This is a genomic window from Celeribacter halophilus (assembly GCF_900114135.1).
In the GTDB taxonomy this organism is placed as follows: Bacteria; Pseudomonadota; Alphaproteobacteria; order Rhodobacterales; family Rhodobacteraceae; genus Celeribacter; species Celeribacter halophilus.
Genome location: NZ_FORY01000012.1, coordinates 1 through 18658, shown reverse-complemented (window position 1 = coordinate 18658; position 18658 = coordinate 1). Strand labels below are relative to the sequence as shown.

The 18658-nt window shown below is 53.1% G+C and carries 24 protein-coding genes; 17 read left to right on the top strand and 7 right to left on the bottom strand.

All coding sequences use genetic code 11. From position 1 onward, the window contains the following. The first annotated feature begins 325 nt into the window (after positions 1-325). Entirely contained in the window at positions 326-487 is a 162-nt protein-coding gene (gene hemP / locus BM152_RS12790) for a hemin uptake protein HemP (RefSeq protein WP_074914285.1), read from the top strand. 196 nt (positions 488-683) lie between these two features. Here hemP and BM152_RS12785 read toward each other — a convergent pair whose 3' ends face one another. After that, positions 684-1997, bottom strand: coding sequence for a FliI/YscN family ATPase (locus BM152_RS12785; protein WP_066600409.1), 1314 nt, complete (start codon positions 1995-1997; stop codon positions 684-686). Between the two features lie 80 nt (positions 1998-2077). Here BM152_RS12785 and BM152_RS12780 point away from each other — a divergent pair, with 80 nt between their 5' ends. The 9 genes from BM152_RS12780 to BM152_RS12740 are packed head-to-tail and all read left to right on the top strand — an operon-like array spanning position 2078 to position 6670. After that, complete coding sequence (locus BM152_RS12780; RefSeq protein WP_066600404.1) at positions 2078-2464, top strand: FlgB family protein; 387 nt, start codon at positions 2078-2080, stop codon at positions 2462-2464. 12 nt (positions 2465-2476) lie between these two features. Beyond that, positions 2477-2869, top strand: coding sequence for a flagellar basal body rod protein FlgC (gene flgC / locus BM152_RS12775; protein ID WP_066600403.1), 393 nt, complete (start codon positions 2477-2479; stop codon positions 2867-2869). Between the two features lie 26 nt (positions 2870-2895). Then, a complete protein-coding gene (fliE, locus tag BM152_RS12770) occupies positions 2896-3192 on the top strand; it encodes a flagellar hook-basal body complex protein FliE (RefSeq protein ID WP_066600401.1) in 297 nt (98 codons plus the stop codon). 3 nt (positions 3193-3195) lie between these two features. Continuing rightward, positions 3196-3462 carry a flagellar biosynthetic protein FliQ gene (locus BM152_RS12765; RefSeq protein WP_066600400.1) on the top strand — a complete coding sequence of 89 codons (267 nt, stop codon included), beginning with the start codon at positions 3196-3198 and terminating at the stop codon, positions 3460-3462. Beyond that, the gene (locus tag BM152_RS12760; RefSeq protein ID WP_066600390.1) at positions 3462-4178 is read left to right on the top strand and encodes a flagellar hook-basal body complex protein; all 717 of its coding nucleotides are present in this window, start codon (positions 3462-3464) and stop codon (positions 4176-4178) included. Before BM152_RS12765 ends, BM152_RS12760 begins: the two co-directional genes overlap by 1 nt. A 14-nt stretch (positions 4179-4192) precedes the next feature. After that, positions 4193-4978 (top strand): flagellar basal-body rod protein FlgG, encoded by a 786-nt coding sequence (flgG, locus tag BM152_RS12755; protein ID WP_066600387.1) that lies wholly within the window; start codon positions 4193-4195, stop codon positions 4976-4978. Further along, the gene (gene flgA, locus BM152_RS12750) at positions 4975-5409 is read left to right on the top strand and encodes a flagellar basal body P-ring formation chaperone FlgA (RefSeq protein ID WP_066600380.1); all 435 of its coding nucleotides are present in this window, start codon (positions 4975-4977) and stop codon (positions 5407-5409) included. The genes flgG and flgA overlap by 4 nt, the downstream gene beginning before the upstream one ends. A 14-nt stretch (positions 5410-5423) precedes the next feature. Continuing rightward, a complete protein-coding gene (gene flgH / locus BM152_RS12745) occupies positions 5424-6149 on the top strand; it encodes a flagellar basal body L-ring protein FlgH (protein WP_066600377.1) in 726 nt (241 codons plus the stop codon). Between the two features lie 11 nt (positions 6150-6160). Then, positions 6161-6670 carry a flagellar basal body-associated FliL family protein gene (locus BM152_RS12740; protein WP_066600375.1) on the top strand — a complete coding sequence of 170 codons (510 nt, stop codon included), beginning with the start codon at positions 6161-6163 and terminating at the stop codon, positions 6668-6670. A gap of 5 nt (positions 6671-6675) precedes the next feature. Here BM152_RS12740 and BM152_RS12735 read toward each other — a convergent pair whose 3' ends face one another. The 4 genes from BM152_RS12735 to flhA are packed head-to-tail and all read right to left on the bottom strand — an operon-like array spanning position 6676 to position 10998. Continuing rightward, complete coding sequence (locus tag BM152_RS12735; protein ID WP_066600373.1) at positions 6676-7041, bottom strand: hypothetical protein; 366 nt, start codon at positions 7039-7041, stop codon at positions 6676-6678. A gap of 2 nt (positions 7042-7043) precedes the next feature. Then, entirely contained in the window at positions 7044-8135 is a 1092-nt protein-coding gene (locus BM152_RS12730) for an EscU/YscU/HrcU family type III secretion system export apparatus switch protein (RefSeq protein ID WP_066600371.1), read from the bottom strand. Continuing rightward, positions 8135-8911 (bottom strand): flagellar biosynthetic protein FliR, encoded by a 777-nt coding sequence (locus tag BM152_RS12725; RefSeq protein ID WP_066600366.1) that lies wholly within the window; start codon positions 8909-8911, stop codon positions 8135-8137. Before BM152_RS12725 ends, BM152_RS12730 begins: the two co-directional genes overlap by 1 nt. Next, the gene (gene flhA / locus BM152_RS12720) at positions 8908-10998 is read right to left on the bottom strand and encodes a flagellar biosynthesis protein FlhA (RefSeq protein WP_066600363.1); all 2091 of its coding nucleotides are present in this window, start codon (positions 10996-10998) and stop codon (positions 8908-8910) included. The genes BM152_RS12725 and flhA overlap by 4 nt, the downstream gene beginning before the upstream one ends. A gap of 504 nt (positions 10999-11502) precedes the next feature. On the opposite strand from flhA, the gene BM152_RS12715 reads away from it, so the two are divergent. Next, complete coding sequence (locus BM152_RS12715) at positions 11503-12690, top strand: site-specific integrase (RefSeq protein WP_066600361.1); 1188 nt, start codon at positions 11503-11505, stop codon at positions 12688-12690. A gap of 4 nt (positions 12691-12694) precedes the next feature. Here the strand turns inward: BM152_RS12715 and BM152_RS12710 are convergent, their stop codons facing one another. Next, positions 12695-12949, bottom strand: a complete 255-nt coding sequence (locus BM152_RS12710) for a hypothetical protein (protein ID WP_066600359.1) — start codon at positions 12947-12949, stop codon at positions 12695-12697. A 265-nt stretch (positions 12950-13214) separates the two neighbouring features. Here BM152_RS12710 and BM152_RS12705 point away from each other — a divergent pair, with 265 nt between their 5' ends. The 6 genes from BM152_RS12705 to BM152_RS12685 all read left to right on the top strand — a co-directional run bounded on the left by BM152_RS12705 (position 13215) and on the right by BM152_RS12685 (position 17787). Continuing rightward, positions 13215-13934 carry a hypothetical protein gene (locus BM152_RS12705; RefSeq protein WP_066600357.1) on the top strand — a complete coding sequence of 240 codons (720 nt, stop codon included), beginning with the start codon at positions 13215-13217 and terminating at the stop codon, positions 13932-13934. An 83-nt stretch (positions 13935-14017) separates the two neighbouring features. Next, positions 14018-14266: a helix-turn-helix transcriptional regulator gene (locus BM152_RS12700; RefSeq protein ID WP_111481388.1), complete on the top strand. Its 249-nt coding sequence runs from the start codon at positions 14018-14020 to the stop codon at positions 14264-14266. 137 nt (positions 14267-14403) lie between these two features. Then, complete coding sequence (locus BM152_RS12695; RefSeq protein ID WP_066600355.1) at positions 14404-14637, top strand: hypothetical protein; 234 nt, start codon at positions 14404-14406, stop codon at positions 14635-14637. Between the two features lie 186 nt (positions 14638-14823). After that, positions 14824-15972, top strand: coding sequence for a hypothetical protein (locus BM152_RS12690; RefSeq protein WP_066600352.1), 1149 nt, complete (start codon positions 14824-14826; stop codon positions 15970-15972). A gap of 389 nt (positions 15973-16361) precedes the next feature. Next, on the top strand, positions 16362-16772 hold the full coding sequence (locus BM152_RS18995) for a hypothetical protein (RefSeq protein ID WP_139222503.1): 411 nt from the start codon (positions 16362-16364) through the stop codon (positions 16770-16772). Beyond that, entirely contained in the window at positions 16762-17787 is a 1026-nt protein-coding gene (locus BM152_RS12685; protein WP_066600349.1) for a hypothetical protein, read from the top strand. Before BM152_RS18995 ends, BM152_RS12685 begins: the two co-directional genes overlap by 11 nt. A 204-nt stretch (positions 17788-17991) precedes the next feature. On the opposite strand, the gene BM152_RS12680 is transcribed toward BM152_RS12685, so the two are convergent. Beyond that, a complete protein-coding gene (locus BM152_RS12680) occupies positions 17992-18372 on the bottom strand; it encodes a hypothetical protein (RefSeq protein ID WP_231730477.1) in 381 nt (126 codons plus the stop codon). Positions 18373-18658 lie beyond the last annotated feature (286 nt).

Sequence of the window (18658 nt, the reverse complement as noted above, 5' to 3'; positions counted from 1 at the left end):
TTAGAAATGACACTTTCGTCAATATCAATTTGCAATGGCGTTGAAATTGTGAAGCCCCTACATCACCGGAAAGATACACGAGAAGCATATATATGGCCGGAAAAATATCTTCATATAAAGTTGACAGAAAAACTAAGGTTTAATATTCAAAGGAAGAACCGCGCTGTTCCGGCGAGTCGCCATGAACAGAGCGGGACCACAGCGAGCGGCATTTCCTGCCCTGCTCGCCGAATAAAAAGACTGCCGTGACCATCACGGGCCGCCCTGAAACATCAGGCGGATTGATATAACCGATGAAACCGACCAGAGCCCAAAGGCACCAGAGATGAACGCACATGTAACTCCGATGACCGCCGACGCAGGTCAACTTCCTCCCGTAGACGCCCGCAGCCTGATTTCCGAAGGCAGCACCCGCCTCATCAACCTTGACGGGCAGATTTACACATTGCGCATCACCCGCGCAGGCAAACTTATTCTGACAAAATGACCGAACAGCGGATCAAACTTCGGGTGCACCCCGCAATCAGGGAAGTGCGCAACGCGTTGCGTTTTATTTCTTCTATCCCCATGCGCGGTTAAACCGTCTTTATCGAGCGTCTTGAATGTGTCGCAGGGGCACCTTCCCCTGCGGCTCTATTTTTAGCACATGCAATGATGCCCTATTTGACTGCGTGGGATGCGGCCTAATTCTTGAAACACGCGGCCAGCCTCTGGAAACTCTGTTCGATGCCATCCGGCTCCGACTGCGCAAGGAAGCTGTCAAGTTTCGGCCAGGCTTCAATGGCCTCGTCAATCGTCGGGTCCCCCCCTGCCGAATACAAACCGGCCTGAATCATCATTTCGGATCGATCATAAACGCCCAACAACCGGCGCGCGAGAGAGATCAACTCGTTTTCCTGTTCAGTCGCCGCATACGGCAAGGCGCGCGACACGGAGCGTAACAAGTCAATCGCAGGAAAACGCCCGCGCTCTGCGATCTGCCGGTCGAGAACAATGTGCCCATCAAGGACCCCGCGCAGGATATCAGCCACGGGTTCTTCCATATCCGACCCTGCCACAAGAACCGAAAACACAGCCGTGATGTCTCCCGTATCCCCTGTCCCCGGACCGGCCCGTTCACAAAGCGTCGTGATGAGATGCGCCGTTGAGGGCGGAAAACCACGAAGCGAACTCGACTCTCCTGTTGCCAGTGCCACTTCACGGTGCGCCTCCGCAAAACGGGTCACCGAATCGGCCAGAAACAAAACCTGTTTCCCTTGGTCCCGAAAATGTTCCGCAACCGACATGGCCGTCCATGCACACCGCCGCCGCACCATCGGAGACTGATCCGATGTCGCCGCGACGATGACAGAGCGTTTAAGACCAGCCGGCCCCAGCACCCGATCCAGAAATTCACGCACTTCACGCCCGCGCTCGCCAATCATCGCAATCACGACCACATCGGCCTGAAGCCCTGTCGCCAGTTTCGCCAGCAGGGTCGATTTCCCAACACCAGATCCCGCGAAAAGCCCCACGCGCTGCCCACGTACAATCGGGAGGAGCGTATTGAAGACCGTCAAACCGCTCTCCAGACGCGCACCAAGCGCGCGCCGCTCTGTCGGGTTCAAAGGCTGCCCACGCAAGGGACGCGGCTTTCTCCCCTGTAAAACAGGTTTTCCGTCAAGGGCTTGTCCGAAAGGATCAATCACGCGGCCGATCCAGCTGTCATCCGGTGCGATATGGTTCTTGCCCACATGCGCGACGGCGTCACCAATAGACAAACCGTCCGGCCCGCCGTCCGGCAAAACCGTGACCGTTGCCTTATCGAGTTGAAGAATTTCGCCGCGGCGAATGTCCGCCCCGTGACCAATTTCAACAAGGTCCCCCAACGCGGCAATGCCACTGAGCCCCGACACGGTCAAAACCCCGCGCGACACCTCTATGACACGCCCGACAAACTGGACAGGTTTCACGCCCGCGAGTTCAGACAAAAGAAGATCAAATCCAACGCTGTTCATAAATTCCTCCGGCTTCGACAACTCTTTCTAAAGGAATCAGGGTTAAGCCTTGGTTGAAATACCTCAGAGGAGAAGCCTCAGTGTTCGAGAATTTGGAAATCTTCAAAATGGCTGGCGACATGGCCCGACATGCCGTCACGCGTCAGGAAGTGATCGCGAAAAACATCGCGAATGCGGATACGCCGGAATATCGCGCAAAGGATATTGCCCCCTTTGCCCGCACCTATGAACAAGCATCCGGCACCACAATGCGAGCCACGCGGGCCGCACATATCCTTGCCCCCAAGGATGCCGCTATGGATTACGGCGTTTTCGAGACCTCCGGCACGACCTCGCCAAACGGGAATACGGTCTCGCTTGAAACCGAAATGATGAAGTCCAGTCAGGTGCGTCATGAGCATGACTTGGCCCTCGCCATCTACAAAAGCTCCATGAACATCCTGCGCACATCCATCGGGCGCGCGTAAGGAGGGATACGAATGTCTGATTTGCAAAATATTCTCGACCTGTCCGCTTCGGGGATGCAGGCACAGGCCAACCGATTGCGCCATGTATCCGAAAACATCGCCAATGCGGATACACCCGGTTATCACCGCAAAACCGTTTCTTTCGAGGAAGTTACCGAGCAAGGCCGCAAAACCGGTGCGGTGACAACAGGACCGGTGGAACTCGATCAATCCCCACTCAAGGAAGTCTATGATCCGGGCCATCCACTGGCCGGAGATGACGGGTTTTATGACAGCTCCAATGTCGAACTCATGATCGAAATCGCTGATGCCCGCGAAGCGCAACGTAGCTACGAGGCGAACCTCAAGGTGTTCGATCAGGCCCGCCAAATGTCCTCATCACTACTTGACCTTCTGCGTCGGTAAAACCGCGCATAACACAGGAGACCAGAATGGATATTCGATCTACATTTGCCGCTCTCGGCTATGCCAAAACCCGCCCTGCAACGGCGGCCATCCCCCAAGAAGCGGAACAAACAGGCCCCAATGCATTCCAAAAGGCCACAGAAAGCTTTGCACAGACTTTGACACAAGGCGAAGAAGTCGCAAAAGCGGCCATGTCCGGAAAAGCCGACAGTCAGGCACTGGTGCAGGCGCTGGCTCAAACCGAATTGGCCATCGAAGCCGCCGTTACCGTGCGTGACAAGGTTGTCGAGGCTTATCAGGAAATCCTTCGGATGCCGGTCTAACCCATGGATGAACTGGTCTTTTACGACACGCTCCGTCAAGCGCTTTGGATCGCAACGATGATTTCCACGCCCATCCTTGTCATCGCCTTGGTCGCGGGCGTCGTGGTCGGTCTGTTTCAAGCCCTGACAAGTATTCAGGAAATGACCCTCACTTTCGTGCCGAAACTGATGGCAATTCTGGTCGTCTTCTGGATGTCGATGGGCTTCATGACCGAAACCCTGACCAGTTTTTTCCAACACCGCATCATTCCCATGATCGGAGGTCTTTAATGGACAGCGCAGGTTATACAACACTTACACGCATGGCCGGTCTCAAACGCGAGCTACAGGCCATTGCGAATAACATCGCCAACCTCTCCACAACAGGTTTCCGCAAAGAAGGTCTGTTGTTTTCCGAGCACATCAATGCGCTCGGGCAAGGGGAGGACAGCCTCTCGATGGCAAATGCCAATGTGCGTCTCACCAATGATGCACAGGGGCCACTCACCCTCACCGGCGGGACATATGATCTCGCCATTGAGGGAGACGGATTTTTCCTGATCCAAATGCCCGACGGGCAGGCATTGACACGAAACGGTGCGTTCACCACGAACCAGCAAGGCGAGTTAACCACCCATGACGGGTATCAACTTCTGGATAATGGAGGCGCACCGATCTTCATCCCGCCGGATGCAAAGACTGTCTCTGTCGCCTCCGACGGAACGCTATCCGCCGATGGTCAGCCCTTGTCACAGATCGGCCTTTATATGCCCGAAGACCCAACCACTCTGACCCGCAATGACGGCGTCCGGTTTTACACTGATGGCGCAATCGTGCCTCAGGAAGACGCCGTGATTTTGCAGGGATATGTGGAAAATTCGAACGTCAACGCGATTACCGAAGTTGCCCGAATGATCGAGGTCCAACACGCCTACACGCTGAGCCAGAAATTCGCCGAGCAAGAAGATGAACGGATCAAATCCGTCATCTCGACACTTGGCCGTTAAGAAAGGAGTTTGACATGCGCGCTCTCAAAATTGCAGCCACAGGCATGAGTGCCCAGCAAATGCGGGTGGAGACCATTTCGCAGAACCTCGCGAACATGAACACCACCGGCTACAACGCCCGCCGCGCCGAATTTGCCGATCTGCATTACCAACAAATGGCCCGCCCCGGCACCATCAACTCCTCCGATGGCACGGTCTTGCCAACGGGCGTTCAACTCGGGCTCGGGGTTCGCCCCTCATCTGTGAATATCGAACTGGCACAAGGGCCTTTGTCTGCGACTGGGGGTGATCTCGATATCGCTATTGAAGGGCTTGGCTACCTTGAAGTCACGCTACCATCTGGCGAGTCGGCCTATACCAGAGACGGCGGGCTTAAACGCTCCGCCGATGGACTGATCGTGACCTCCGAAGGCTATGCCGTCGTGCCCGACATCACCATTCCGGATGACGCACTTTCAATCTCCATCAATGCAGATGGCGAGGTTTACGCCTATTTCGAGGATACCGTCGCCGCCGAACTTTTGGGGCAGTTCACACTCGCCGGTTTCTCGAATGCCAAGGGGCTTGAGGCCATCGGCTCCAACCTCTTTCTCGAGACCGAAGCCTCTGGTCCGGCCAATATCTCCACCCCCGGCGTCGACGGGCTTGGTACGTTGCGGCAAGGCTATCTGGAAGACAGTTCCGTTGATGCCGTGCGCGAAGTGACCGAGCTGATCGAAGCTCAACGCGGCTATGAATTGAATGCCAAAGTGATCACCGCTGCCGACCAAATGCTTTCCGCAACCACGCAAATCCGATGACAAAACACCTCTTCATGATCATCGCTCTATGGGTCGCATATCCGGCGAGCGCCGATACCGTAGTCGCCACGCGCGCCATACGCGCACAAACGCTTTTAACAGCTGGCGATCTCGCAGTTGTAAAAGGCGACCACCCCGGCGCGATCACGGCAATCGACGACGCCATCGGACTTGAGGCGCGTGTGATGCTCTACGCGGGCCGTCCCATATCCCGTTCTGACATCGGCCCTGCTGCCATCATCGCACGCAATCAGATCGTACCACTTGTTTACAGTCAAAGGGGCCTTTCCATCACCGCCGAAGGACGGGCTTTGGACCGTGCCGCCGCTGGTGACTTTGTTCGGGTGATGAATCTCTCGTCACGAACGACCGTTTCTGGCGTCGTCGCACCGGATGGGGCCATTCATGTCGGCGGGACGCCCTCTCATTAGAACAGGATTTTCCCATGCGTATTCAATTCATTATTCCTGCATTTCTCGCCCTTGGTGCCTGCTCGGATCTGGAAGAGGTCGGACGCCTTCCTGAATTCACCCCTGTGGCCAGTTCCTCCGAAACCTCTGCCATGCGCAATCCCTCTCTGCCTGAGCGGGGTGAGAAACACATCCCCGCGGATAGCGCCTCTCTCTGGACCTCATCACGCCAGTCTCTTCTCGGCGACCGCAGGGCCATTGAACGCGGAGACATTCTGACCGTCGTTATTGAAATTGACGATAGTGCCGAGATGTCGAACTCATCCGATCGCAGCCGCTCCGGGTCCGAGACCATGGGGTTGTCCTCACTGTTCGGCATTCCGGAACGGATAAACGAAGTCCTCCCCGAGGGCGCAACTATGGGGTCTGCGGTCAACACCAACTCGAACTCCGCCTCGTCTGGAGACGGGAGCATCAAGCGCAACGAACAACTCGAACTGATGGTCGCGGCCACGATTGTCGACGTTCTACCCAATGGCGTTCTACATATTCAGGGGTCACAGGAGGTGCGGGTCAACTATGAAATTCGCGAACTTCTGGTCGAAGGCTATGTGCGCCCAGAAGACATCTCGCGTCAGAATGAAATCACCTATGACAAAATCGCCTCGGCCCGCATTTCTTACGGTGGTCGCGGTCAACTCACACAGGTGCAGCAACCGCGATACGGCCAGAAAATTGCTGATATCGTGTTGCCATTCTGACGGAGGGCCTCATGTTTCGAAAACTTTTGCCCGTAGTATTGGCCCTGTTTGGCTTGATTTCTGGTCTCGGTGCCGGATTGCTCTTTCGACCACACCCCGAGATGATTGAAATCGACACCTCCAATGAGGAAGGGGAGAGTGATGCAACCCATGCCCATCACAACCAAGAGACATCTGTGGAAGGGACGAACCCTGCCTTCGAATATGTGAAGTTGAACAACCAGTTCGTAATCCCCAATCTTGAGGAAGGCCGCGTTGCCTCAATGGTCGTTTTGACGCTTAGCCTTGAAACAAAACAGGGGCTGCGTGAGAGCATCTATGCCCGCGAGCCCAAACTGCGCGATGCTTTCCTGCAAGTCCTCTTTGATCATGCCAATACCGGCGGGTTTCAGGGAAATTTCACGTCAAGCAGTTCGATGACAGCCTTGCGCCGCGCGCTTCTGGAGGTCGCACACAAAACCCTCGGCCCCGACGTTAACGATGTCCTGCTGCTCGATATCGTTCGTCAGGACTTTGATTGAAGGATTTAACGCCGTTTCTTGATGCGCTCGGTCAATTGGCCAAGCGCATCTTTTTGCCCGAAAGCTTTTCGCGTCTTTTCCAACTGCACCTCGCGCTTCTCGGATATCTGCGCAAGTTCCAGCATGATCTGAGGTTTCTGTTGGGCCACCCATTTGTCCCAGGCCCCATCAACGCCCATCGCCCGAGCGACATCAAACTCCTTTGCCGCGCCTATATCCGCCGCACGTTGTTTCCAGCTTTCTTCTATCAAATCCCAACGCGCACGCAGGTTTTTCTCTTCACGCTTTATCTCGGAAAGCGTCGAAAGCTCTACATTGAGAGACAACTCGGCGACGTCCTTCAATCGTCTCAGATCTTTCAACTTCTTCATTGTCATTGTCCGAATTGGGTTTTCATTTTCTTACGCATTTTCTCGGCGAAGCGGATCGAAGCCGCGACAGCACGGTAGTGTTCGGGCAAAATCTGCTCCCCCAGATCCACGGTGGCATATAGAGCTCTGGCTGTTGACGGGTCGCGATGAATTGGAACACCGTTTTCATTCGCTGCTTCACGAATACGCCCGGCGATCTCATCGACACCTTTCGCCACACACACCGGCGCCCCTCCTGCCATGCGGTCCCATTTCAACGCCACCGCATAATGGGTGGGGTTCACAACAACCACATCGGCTTTCGGCACTTCGGCAAGCATCTGGTTCATGACGATATCGAACCCTTTTTGCTTCCGCCTCTGTTTGAAATGAGGGTCGCCCTCCTGTTCCTTTGCCTCGTCGGTCATTTCTTTGCGAGACATGCGGTGTTTGCGCATATGTTCGTTATACTGGAAAAGATAATCCACTCCCCCGATCATCAGTGAGATCATCAAAACGATCACCATGAAGCCCACGACCAGCTCCGCCAATGTCGCCGCGACAATACCAGGGCTCAAAGACATAGTGGACACTATCAGCGGGAGCTTCGAGTAGAGGAAAATACCTAGAACAGTCGAATATATTGAGAGTTTAAAAAAACTTTTAGCGAACTCGAATAAACCGGAACGGCCAAATTTGTTTTTCGCATTCGAAATCGGAGAGATTTTGGACAGTTTGGGCTCGATCTTGCTTGGAGAAAAAAGCATGGATTTTGTTGCGAAGACCACTGCAATCGCCATAAGCGCAGGCAGGGCGAACCACGGTACAAGACCCGCACCGATCTCCTGCATCAGCCCCATGGTCCAAGGTTTTCCCGCCCCCTCAAGCCAATCCTGCGCATAGAGGTCCGCGTTCCCAAGCAAGGATTGAAGCGCTGTCCCAATCTTTTGGAAACTTGCTGCCCCCAGAGTCATGGCCGTTGCGACAAATCCAAAATAGGCGGCCGTCGTTGTCAGATCATTGGATCGAGGAATTTCACCCTTTTTCCGCGCATCATCCAGACGCTTTTGTGACGGCTCATATTGCTTGTCACCCTCGTCGTCACCACCAGCCATCAGCGCACCTGAAACGGGTTTAAGAGCAATTCAGCAAAGCCCGTCTGCCATAGCTCCAACAGGATCGGCGCCGACACAAAGAGCAAAAGCAGCCCTCCCAAACTGATCGCAGGCGCCCCAACGAACGCCACCATGAGCGATGGCATTGCACGGTTAATGACGCCGAGTGCGACGTTGTAAACAAGCGATGCAATGAGAAACGGAGCCGACAAGCTGAACGACAGGGCAAATGCTTTGGCAATATGGTTAACACCCCATGTCAAAACGTCTTCTTTGGGCAAGTACATCCCTGCGGGAAAAAATTGATAGGAAAGGATCAAGAGTTCGGCCACACGGACGTGCAATCCAAGCATGACGGCAAGCGCCAACCCAGCGACCAAAAACAAATGACCGATAGCCGGTTGCGCATCGACAGCCCCACCTCCAAAAATCTGGGACAGCGATGTGGACTGGGCCACCATAGAGCCGGCAATTTGCAGAACCATCACGAAAAGCCGCAGAGCCAGACCGAGCACAAGTCCGGCCATGACCTCCGTCGCCACCCCTCGCATGAGGCCCTGCGATGTCGCCGCCAAGCCTTGCACCTCAATCGCTACGGCGGGAAACACAACTGCGGTAAAAGCTATTGCCAGAACGAGTCGCACCCGTTCGGGAATGGACCTTTCCCCGAAGACAGGCAGGACAGCCATCACTGCGCCGACACGAAGAAAGACAAGAAACGCCTCCGTGATACCCGACTGACTGAACGCCAATAGCTCTGCAAGGCCCTGCGTCATGCCGGTACCAGTCCGACAAGTGACGGCTTGGCGTCGGCCCCTATCTCTTCAAAAGAATAGACCGGATTTTGTATTCCCTGCGCGGACAAAACAGTCCGAACAAACCGGCGGCGGCGTGTCGAAGTGACAATCCCCGGATAGATGCCATTTTCACCGGCTTTGGCAATCTTGTCCGCCATGGTTTTGGCAAGCTTGTTGAACTGATCCGGAGGAAGAGCAATATCGGTTTGCCCACGCTCGTTGTCTATTTGATGGGACATGAACCGCTCTTCCCATTCCGGCGACAGTTGAAGCAGCGGCAGCGTGCCATCCTCGCGCTTGATCTCTGAAATCAACTGAAAACCCAGACGTTGGCGCACATGCTCACAAATTGACTCGGGCGTCGCATGTGAGCCGCGTGCCTCGGAAATGGATTCCAGTATCAGAGCCATATTCCGGATCGAAACACGCTCCTCCAGCAACAGGCGCAGAACAGACAACAACAAATCCATAGGGACGCGATCGGGAATCAACTCATTGAGAAGTTTCTGATTGGCTTCAGCTCTGGACCTATCCGTCAGATTGGTCATCTCGTCGAGCAATCGCCGCAAGGATTTCATGGTCAACAATCGCGGGAAATTCCGCTTTATGACTTCAAGGAGATGCGTGGCCAGCACTTCCGTCGCTTCGACAACTGTACAGCCAGTGAGGGCCGCGTCCTCCTTTTTCGACGGATCAATCCAGCGCGCGGGCGCACCATAGACGGGTTCGGAAACATCCTCCCCAACGGGCAACATATCCGCATCACCGGACACAAGTGCGAGCACCATGTCGGTACGCAAACGATCCTTGGCTTGTTCCACCCCCTGAATGCGCACGACATAAGTTCCCGGAGGAAGGCTGGGATCATCTGTCAGGCGGATTTCTGGCAGAATAACGCCAAAGACCGTTGCCACGTGGTTCCGCATATTTGCGATGCGAGCATCAAGCCCCGTTTGCGGATCCAACACCATCGAGACAAGATCCGGCGAAAATTCGACATGAATATCATCAAGGTCGAGAATGTCACCAATAGACTCACGCTCTTCCACAGGGGCAGGTTTTGCGGCTTCCTTCTTGGCTGCTTCCATAGCTTCTTCTGCTTTTTTGCGCGCCACAAAATAGGCACTGGTTGCAAGAGCAATGGCCCCACCAATAAACGGCACAAACGGCAGTCCAGGAACAAAAGCGAAAAGCGCCATAAGCACCGAAACCGTGTAGAGTGCTGGCGGATATTTTCCAAGCTGACGGAAAATGGCAAGGTCTGCGGACCCGCTGGCCCCACCTTTCGCCAAAAGTAACGCTGCGGCAATCGAGATAATCACGGAAGGAATTTGACTGACGAGCCCATCTCCGACAGTCAAAATCGCATATGTCTCAAAGGCCTGCCCCAAAGGCATATCATGAACAGCAACTCCGATCACCAGCCCCATCACGATATTCATCAACGTAATCAAAAGGCCTGCGATTGCGTCGCCTTTCACAAATTTGGATGCACCGTCAAGAGAGCCGAAAAACGTCGTTTCCGCCAACTCCTGTTCACGCCTTTGTTTAGCCTCCTCATGAGTGATCGCCCCGGCAGAAAGGTCAGCATCAATAGCAAGCTGGCGACCGGGCATTCCGTCCAGAGCAAACCGCGCACCGACCTCCGCCATACGTCCCGCACCCTTGGTGATCACCATGAAATTGACAATCAAAAGCACGGTGAACACAACAAGGCCCAACAAGACCGATCCGCTCATGACAAAATTGGCGAAACCTTCGATCACATTTCCTGCGGCAGATGTGCCCGTGTGCCCCTGACCAATAATAAGCTTGGTGGAAGACACATTCAAAGAAAGCCGCAACATCAGACTCGCCAACAGAATCGTCGGAAAGGCGGAAAAATCCAACGGGCGCTCGATAAACAAAGTGACCGTGAAAATTAGAATCGCCAACGCAAAACTGGTCGCCAGCCCCAAATCCAAAATCCATGACGGCACTGGCAAAACCATCATGACGATCACAACCATCAATGCCAGAGCAAGCAGGATGGTGGGCTTAAAGAGATTTGAAACCTGAAAATTCATATTGCCACGCTCCACCCAATTGGGTGCCCCGAAGCGGCAACCGCTAAATTATCTCGATCAAGCTTTTTCATCGTCATGTTCGCCAAACATCCAACAACCAAATGCAAGATACGATGAACGTAGTTTACAAATGATTGACAAAAACGATGCTTGTCCTGTGTTGAAACTATTGAGGGTGGTTTCAACACACTCTAGCTAGCACCAGCGTAGCACCGCCTCATATCACCCAAACGGCAAAAGCCACCCGGAGGCAGCTAAGACGTTGTATTATATTGGAATTTTTGGTTGCGGGAGTAGGATTTGAACCTACGACCTTCAGGTTATGAGGCAGCCGCCGCCAGTCTGCACGGGTTGCGCCCAAATGCGACCACCTACCCTATCTTATTGGAATCGTTGTTTTTAATTTGACGCGATAAACTTTCTCTTTCTATCTCTTACCCCGTGGTTTGCTTCCAGTTGCTTCCACAGTGCTTCCACGAGGTTGCCAGTAAGAGAGATACAGCGATGCCAAAATTGACCAAACGCGCCATTGATGCCCTCAAACCTGAGGCCAAAGATTACTTCGTCTGGGATAGCCAGATTGCGGGGTTTGGCGTGCGGGTCATGCCGTCCGGGGCAAAGACCTATCAAGCCCAATATCGCAAAGGCGGTCGCACCCGGCGCGTGTCTCTTGGGCGGCATGGAAAAATCACAGTGGACGAGGCGCGGCGCTTGGCAAAGGACGTCATGGGCCAAGTCGCAATGGGCGAAAACCCCGCCGAAGAAATCGCACTGGAACGGCGTGCGCCCACGGTCGCCTCTTTGTGTGATCGGTTCTTCAAGGAACATGCCGAAGAACGCTGCAAGCCCACAACGCAGAAGGAATATCGCCGGGCGCTGGATTTGTTCATCAAGCCGGAGATTGGCAGCTTCAAGGTGATCGACGTGGAACGCAAAGACATTGCCGCCCTGCATCACAAATATCGCCATACGCCCTACCAAGCGAACCGCACGCTGCAAGTGCTGTCCAAGATGTTCAACATGGCGGAGATTTGGGGATTGCGCCCGGATGGGTCAAACCCGTGCCGCCATGTGCCCAAATACCGCGAAGAGAAGCGGGAACGCTATCTCAGCCAGTATGAGCTGCAAAGGTTAGGAGAAGTGCTTTGTACCGCCGAACAGGACGGCTCAGAAAGCGTGCATGTGGTCGCGGCCTTCCGCCTTTTGATCCTGACCGGATGCCGCCTCAAAGAAATACAAACGCTGCGTTGGGACTATATCACCGACGCGGGGATGGAACTGCCCGACACCAAGACAGGCGCACGGCGCATCCCGCTCCCTGCGGCTGCGCGGGCGGTTCTCTCCGCCCTGCCCCGCACGCCCGGCAATCCCTATGTGATCGAAGGCAAGTTGGAGAATAGCCACATCACGGACCTGCAACACCCGTGGCGGCGTATCCGTGCGCGGGCGGGTCTGAACGATGTGCGCATCCACGATCTGCGCCATACCTATGCGTCTAATGCCGTATCCTCTGGGATGCCTATTCAAATGGTCGGGCGGCTTTTGGGACATACTCAAATTCAAACGACAATGCGTTACGCGCATTTGGCGGATGACCCCGTGAAACGTGCCGCCGAAGAAAATGCAAATCGCCTAAGTGCTTTTGTCAGCGTCAGCCCACAACCCAAGTTGCGGATTGTGGGCGAAGCGTAGGGCATTATTTCTTAGGTATGTACTTATAGGCCGGGTCTCGCGCTTCCCGTTCTTTTTGCTGCGCGGCTGGCGTCTTAGTCGGCGCTGTATCTGCCGCCCTATCAAAATAAGTAGCGCTCCCGTTTACGGACATATTTTCCAAGGCTGACGCGATCCGCTTAAGCGAATTGACGACAGACAGAACAACCCAAAGCATGAAAACAAACATGCCGATATATATTAAAAGCGGGATCAAAATAGCTGCGCCCGGATCCATCATCTCAAATTCCTTTCGTTGCAAACTCGCTGAAACTTTACCAACCCCAAAGCAGCCTCGCAACTTTGGCAATGAAGCCATCCCAATATATAGACCTCAGGGCACAGGCCCATTAAGAGTAATAAAGTAACGCGACACAGTGCGACCATCCCTACGTATCTACCTAGGGATTTGGCCGCGCTAGGTAGCTATATAGATACGTATCGTTTGAGGCTTTTTGGATTTTACCTTCCCTACGTAACGATACGTATAGGTACGGGGGCAAAACATGGCAGAAATCACTAACGAGAAAATGGAACGGCTACACCGTTCAGGCGCATTGCTTTCAAAATCATGGCTCGTCTTTGCTCATCCTGACCTAAAGGCCCAATGGGAAGACTTGCACAAACAATCAGGCATGGACCTCATTAAGCAGGATGCCACGGCAGCCGCCAAAATTGACGGTGACGTATCCGCAAAATTCGCCCATGCATTTTCTGGCTTTAGTAAGCTAGCTAGTGCGAGAAGCGAATTGGAGACCACGCTGAAAGCCAACGTACTGTCCTACATATCTAAGGGATATGTTCTCGGCTTTGGCTATGAACTGCCCCGCTCCGTATCTTCTGATCCTGTCGCCATTCCCAAAGCGGCTTGGACTGGCAAATGCGATTGGGAAAAAGGCACGCTCAGTTTTCGGGGCTTGGAATTCGTGGACGTGCGTTTGACGACCAATCGCATCTATAACGAAATCTTGGAGCGTAGTTTCCTAGACTGCACTCCAGAACGCGCGGTTGGCCGCCCCTCTATTGCGAAAGATATTCAAACTGCAATCCACGCGCTCTATGAGGCCGGGGAGATCGACACCGATGCCTCTCAGAAATCACATTTCTCGAAAGCTCAGCGATGGTTGAAATTAAACCGACCAAACCTTGACCCAATATCCTACGAAACTTTTCGCAAAAACTTTTCGCCATTTTTCAACGACTTAAAGAAAAACAAAAAACAATAAATTGTTGCCCAATTTAGTGTTGTTTTTCGTGTTTCGCATCTAGGCCAAATCAAGAGCACCTAGAATTTAATACGGAGTAAAAAATGCTTCCCGCGAAACACGCAAACGACAATAACCGCCCGGCCACGGACTATCTGGACGGGTTTATCGACGAGAAGACCGCCGCTGACTTTCTGTGCCAGAGCGTGCGCACCATCCAGAAATGGCGCGTCACGGGCTATGGCCCGAAGTTCTACAAATCAGGACGTTCCGTGCGCTACCGCCGCCGCGACCTTCTCGAATGGGGCGAGGCCCGTCGCCACGGCAATACTAGCCAATACAGCGCCGCCTAAACCTCTCACCTGAGTTTTGCCCGTATGGGGCTGGCAGTGCCATGCGGGATTTTGGGGCCGGAAGGCTCTTGCGGGCGCGGGGCAAAAGGTTCTCGCGCCCGTTTCATTTTCAATTCTTCAAAACAGGAACTGACACCATGTCAAAATCTCCCGCCCATAAAATCAAACTGGGCCTTATCACCGCAACCATCTGGGACAATGACGGCTTTTACTCCGTCGATCTGTCCCGCGCTTACAAGAACAACCAAGGCGATTGGCAATCCACACCGAGCTTTGCCCAAGGCGATCTTTTGAACGCCGCCAAATGTGCAGAACGCGCGGAAATCTGGATTGCGCGCCAAATGTCGAAAGACGCCACACAGCGCACTTAGAACATCCCACAAGATCGGAGCCGGGCATCCCTGCCCGGCCCCAAAACAAAAGCTGCCCCGCCGGAGGCACAAAGCGCATCCCGCTTCATCCGGTTTCCTCAAATGGAACACCCCAAATTAGCCGATAGGCAAAGGGGGGTCATGTAACACCCCCCTCCACGACTACGAAAGCGAAGGTGAGAGTAGATGACGGCACAAATTCTCCATAGCGGTTTTGACGGCCTCAGGTTCACCGTACAATCCGAGATCACGCCGGAACTGCGCAAAGAGCTGGCGCTTGCGAAAGCCCAAGCCAAAGAGTTCGGTCATGACATTGAATTGCGTTTTGGTGGTGTTCTTTTATCCGTCACCCAGCATGGCGGGCGGACGTTCAACACGCATACAGGAGAACTTGGCGCGGTCTGGATGTTCCAAGACCCCGAAGACCGTATCCCGAACAATCCGGGCATCACAGTAGACTTTCGGGCGCTTGGGCTTGCCACGGGCGGCTTGGATTATGCCGAACAGCATTTTAGGGAGGTTATGGCGGCCATGGCGATCCCATACGGCGAACACCAACTGCGCGTTTCCCGCGTAGACTTCGCGGTGGATATTCTGGCCCCGTGGTTTGAACCAGAGCGCATTGCCCTTGTCGCCCCACCCGGCACAAAGGTCATAGAATACACAGGCGTCGATGAAACCGTGACGCAGGCCACAGGGGGCCGCGTGACCGGGCTGCGCGCGGGGAATATCGATAACCGCCAACTGGCAATCTATGACAAACGCGGCGAAGTCATACAGAAGGCCAAAGACGGCTGGCTTGCGATCTGGAACGCGGAACTCGCCGCTTGCGGGCAAGACCCGCTGGACCTCTCAGACCGCCTGACAAGCCAAGTCTGGCGCTTTGAGTTGCGCCTTGGGCGCGATCAACTCCGAGGCCGCTTCAAGATGCACACATGGGAAGATGTGCGGGAGAGGCTTGGAGACGCCTATTACAACAACTTAGAGCGTTTGCGCTACTGCGTCCCGACAAATGACAGCAACCGCGCCCGTTGGCCCGCACACGAGCTATGGCGGCTGGTTGAAGACACGATCATGCAAGACCTCTCCGTGCATTGCATCGGCGTGCAGCCATCAGACGTGATCTTTGCCAACCGCACCGCCAAAATGCGCGAACTGGACCAGCAGCTTTTGGGCCTGTTCGTCACCCGAGCGGCAATCTCGGACGTGCCGCCGGATGAGTTTTATGATTTTATGGACCAGCATATTGAAGCCCTGCGCCGGAACAGTGAGGAGCACCCGAAGACCCTAGAGGAACGGTTGCAGAAGGCAGGCGGGAAGTATCGGTGGACGTGAGAGGAGGCGGATTGCAGGCGTTCGCTACAGAAGAGATGAGGCGCTGCTAAGTTCAAAAAAGCGGACTTTCAGTGCATTATCGAATGAATGGTTAACCATTTAGTTCAAAAGCCAAGTTACAGATTTTCTACGTAAGACAAACCAGTCTCTCCCCAACTCCACATTGCACTGGCAGAAACCCCAACCGACGACATGGAGGCCTGGAATGATGGAATGCCCGAGCATTTGTTGGCCTTGTCCCAAATACAGTCCCGATTTAGTAATTTTTTCTGGCTTCTGTGAAATATCTGAACGTGATACTGATCTTAAACGAGCTTCAGAACGCAGAATGTTGTCTAGAAATGCTATCCATTGTCCTATAAGATGCCATTAAAATATGTTGATTACTGATGACCTATAAAGAAGAACTCCCGAGCCAATGCCCTCCTGATGATGCGACCGACAAGCCTCTTCCGAGCGTCTGCCGCTTCTTTCCATTTCCAGAGAGCGACCCAAGAAACTTTTTTTCACACCACAAACTTGGCAAGCGAACGGGCAATGCTAGTGAATGTCGTGCGAAAAGCATTTCTTTGTTCAAAACGGGCGCCGTGCCGGACCTTCTCGCCGCGAAACGTACCGCGTTCTTTAAGAAGTGTAAGATTGGATTGTTGAATGTTCCTGAAGGTGCAGGCCACAGTAAAGAATCTGGAAACGGTCATGTCGACTGGTGGCCGTTTGCTGAATTTGATCCATTTTCGTCAGTAGTGTGTGTATGTGAGAGCGCTGACGATCTAAAGCAGGCGGTGGAAGATGCCTCCTAGTGTAAAAACGAAAAATCTTAAGTTTGAAACGATATTGTTCGATTTTATCGAACCAATCGTCCTGCTGTACAAGGCAGGAAAGTCGTATTTCATTGCTTCCGCCTTACCCTCTGAATTTGGCTACGTGAAAGAATATCTTGTGGTCAGCGTCACGCCCAAATTCTTGAAACGCTATTTTCGCGAGGAAAACGACCTTAGGTTCCTATTTGTATCGGCTCCCCATCGGAGTTTCTGGAAGATGCCAGCGAGTGAAGTAGGCAAAGACACCGCAAAGGTAAAGGAATTTAGCGGCTCAATAACGGAAGACATGCTGCCCGACGCACAGTTTTTTTCTTCCAGCCACACCCATTCCTATCAAACAATGGCCAATACGTATTCCGCTCTGGAAACGCTATTCATTGATGGGAATTGGGAGATGGAGGACTTTGGTAGTTTTTCTCGTAAATACCGTGATTTGTATGCTTTTGAAGAGTCTATCAACAAACTGAGTGCATCCACTACCTCAGTCTCCCTAAAGAACAAAATAGGTAAGGCGTTTAATGGTCATACTCTGCAAGGCGGAGGAAGCTATGTCGGTTTGTTCAGGGAGCTACTGAATAGCTTACCCAAAGAAGAGAGGTACGACCTGAAACGCGTAGAGTATGCATCACCTGGGCGTATTGAGTTACAGGGAAAGGGCGCCGTTTTTGATGCGTTGGAGGAGCGTATCAAAAACATGGTTTCAAACAGCCAGGCACTTCACGACACTTACGTGAAACTCAGACAATTTATGTCAGAGACAAATTTGCTCAATATATCCACTCCGGTGATAACAGTCAGTCAAACAACAAAAGATCGTTTGGAGGTTGATACTAGGGCTCTTTTTTCTGCACTCGGATTAGATCTCTACGATACGATATTCCGCCTTACAGGCGGAAATGTTGTAAGCACTGCAAAGATATCAATGGCAATATACCGTAGGGTAAAGCAGGCAGCGTCGTATTTTTCGGAAGGTCGTATTGCATACGAACGATGAGGCGCCACTAGATGTGTAGACACTTTGCTTGGCGATCTTGGAAGCAAAGGGGGATGCAAATGTCAGGGCCATAGAAAAAATCCGTAATCCCGAAGCAAAAAAGGCGAATGCAATTAAGCATCCGCCTTTTATTATGTATTAATTCTGGGCGTAACCTCCAGCTACATCCCGAGACCAATAGTCAAGACAATCTCGTGCCTCTCGTCATTGCGCACATGTTGTCGGTGCACCTTCAGCAACGATCTGCTGCCAATTAGCACCAAGTTGACCACGCGCTGACAGCGCATTTGCGGCTTCTCTACTATTTTCAGGAACCATTCGCACAATCATATCTTGACCGTATGATCCCGACCAGAAATCTTTATTTGTTGTGTCGCCTACGAGCACAAACTTGTCACCACCTTTTCGAATAACTTCAACCGCTGCGGTTTTAAACGCAACGTTGCGAGCTCCATTTGGCCCACATGCTGGTGCAGCCGTAGTTGCTACCTTAAAGGTATCTTGAGACATTGGTTGAATACTGGATTGTGCACACGCTGACAGCGCACCAAGTGCCATAGCTAGAATAAACGAGTAAGGTTTCAAATTGCGCCTCCGTAAGTAATTTAAAAGTCATCAATCAGTGAGCTAAATTAGAACATTGGCGCGATTAAGGACAATTTATGACGGATCAATCCATTTTCTACAAATCTCTGTCGTTGCCCCAAAGCCACACCGTTGAGTTCGCCCAGTTTGCTTCCACGGCGCTTCCAGCACCTCTGCGGCACAAACGCCAAAAGCGCCCCTTGGGGCGCTAAATGACTGTAATGGTTGGTATATATTGGTTGCGGGAGTAGGATTTGAACCTACGACCTTCAGGTTATGAGCCTGA

Excerpts from the sequence above, each read along its gene's own strand:
- BM152_RS12685 (WP_066600349.1), top strand. The coding sequence starts at position 16,762 with ATGCCTCCTAGTGTAAAAACGAAAAATCTTAAGTTTGAAACGATATTG.
- BM152_RS12785 (WP_066600409.1), bottom strand. The coding sequence starts at position 1,997 with ATGAACAGCGTTGGATTTGATCTTCTTTTGTCTGAACTCGCGGGCGTG.
- BM152_RS12725 (WP_066600366.1), bottom strand. The coding sequence starts at position 8,911 with ATGACGCAGGGCCTTGCAGAGCTATTGGCGTTCAGTCAGTCGGGTATC.
- flgA (WP_066600380.1), top strand. The coding sequence starts at position 4,975 with ATGACAAAACACCTCTTCATGATCATCGCTCTATGGGTCGCATATCCG.
- flhA (WP_066600363.1), bottom strand. The coding sequence starts at position 10,998 with ATGAATTTTCAGGTTTCAAATCTCTTTAAGCCCACCATCCTGCTTGCT.
- BM152_RS12700 (WP_111481388.1), top strand. The coding sequence starts at position 14,018 with ATGCTTCCCGCGAAACACGCAAACGACAATAACCGCCCGGCCACGGAC.
- BM152_RS12695 (WP_066600355.1), top strand. The coding sequence starts at position 14,404 with ATGTCAAAATCTCCCGCCCATAAAATCAAACTGGGCCTTATCACCGCA.
- BM152_RS18995 (WP_139222503.1), top strand. The coding sequence starts at position 16,362 with ATGACCTATAAAGAAGAACTCCCGAGCCAATGCCCTCCTGATGATGCG.
- BM152_RS12705 (WP_066600357.1), top strand. The coding sequence starts at position 13,215 with ATGGCAGAAATCACTAACGAGAAAATGGAACGGCTACACCGTTCAGGC.
- BM152_RS12690 (WP_066600352.1), top strand. The coding sequence starts at position 14,824 with ATGACGGCACAAATTCTCCATAGCGGTTTTGACGGCCTCAGGTTCACC.
- BM152_RS12710 (WP_066600359.1), bottom strand. The coding sequence starts at position 12,949 with ATGATGGATCCGGGCGCAGCTATTTTGATCCCGCTTTTAATATATATC.
- BM152_RS12730 (WP_066600371.1), bottom strand. The coding sequence starts at position 8,135 with ATGGCTGGTGGTGACGACGAGGGTGACAAGCAATATGAGCCGTCACAA.
- flgC (WP_066600403.1), top strand. The coding sequence starts at position 2,477 with ATGTCTGATTTGCAAAATATTCTCGACCTGTCCGCTTCGGGGATGCAG.
- flgG (WP_066600387.1), top strand. The coding sequence starts at position 4,193 with ATGCGCGCTCTCAAAATTGCAGCCACAGGCATGAGTGCCCAGCAAATG.
- BM152_RS12740 (WP_066600375.1), top strand. The coding sequence starts at position 6,161 with ATGTTTCGAAAACTTTTGCCCGTAGTATTGGCCCTGTTTGGCTTGATT.
- BM152_RS12715 (WP_066600361.1), top strand. The coding sequence starts at position 11,503 with ATGCCAAAATTGACCAAACGCGCCATTGATGCCCTCAAACCTGAGGCC.
- BM152_RS12760 (WP_066600390.1), top strand. The coding sequence starts at position 3,462 with ATGGACAGCGCAGGTTATACAACACTTACACGCATGGCCGGTCTCAAA.
- BM152_RS12735 (WP_066600373.1), bottom strand. The coding sequence starts at position 7,041 with ATGAAGAAGTTGAAAGATCTGAGACGATTGAAGGACGTCGCCGAGTTG.
- BM152_RS12765 (WP_066600400.1), top strand. The coding sequence starts at position 3,196 with ATGGATGAACTGGTCTTTTACGACACGCTCCGTCAAGCGCTTTGGATC.
- flgH (WP_066600377.1), top strand. The coding sequence starts at position 5,424 with ATGCGTATTCAATTCATTATTCCTGCATTTCTCGCCCTTGGTGCCTGC.
- fliE (WP_066600401.1), top strand. The coding sequence starts at position 2,896 with ATGGATATTCGATCTACATTTGCCGCTCTCGGCTATGCCAAAACCCGC.
- hemP (WP_074914285.1), top strand. The coding sequence starts at position 326 with ATGAACGCACATGTAACTCCGATGACCGCCGACGCAGGTCAACTTCCT.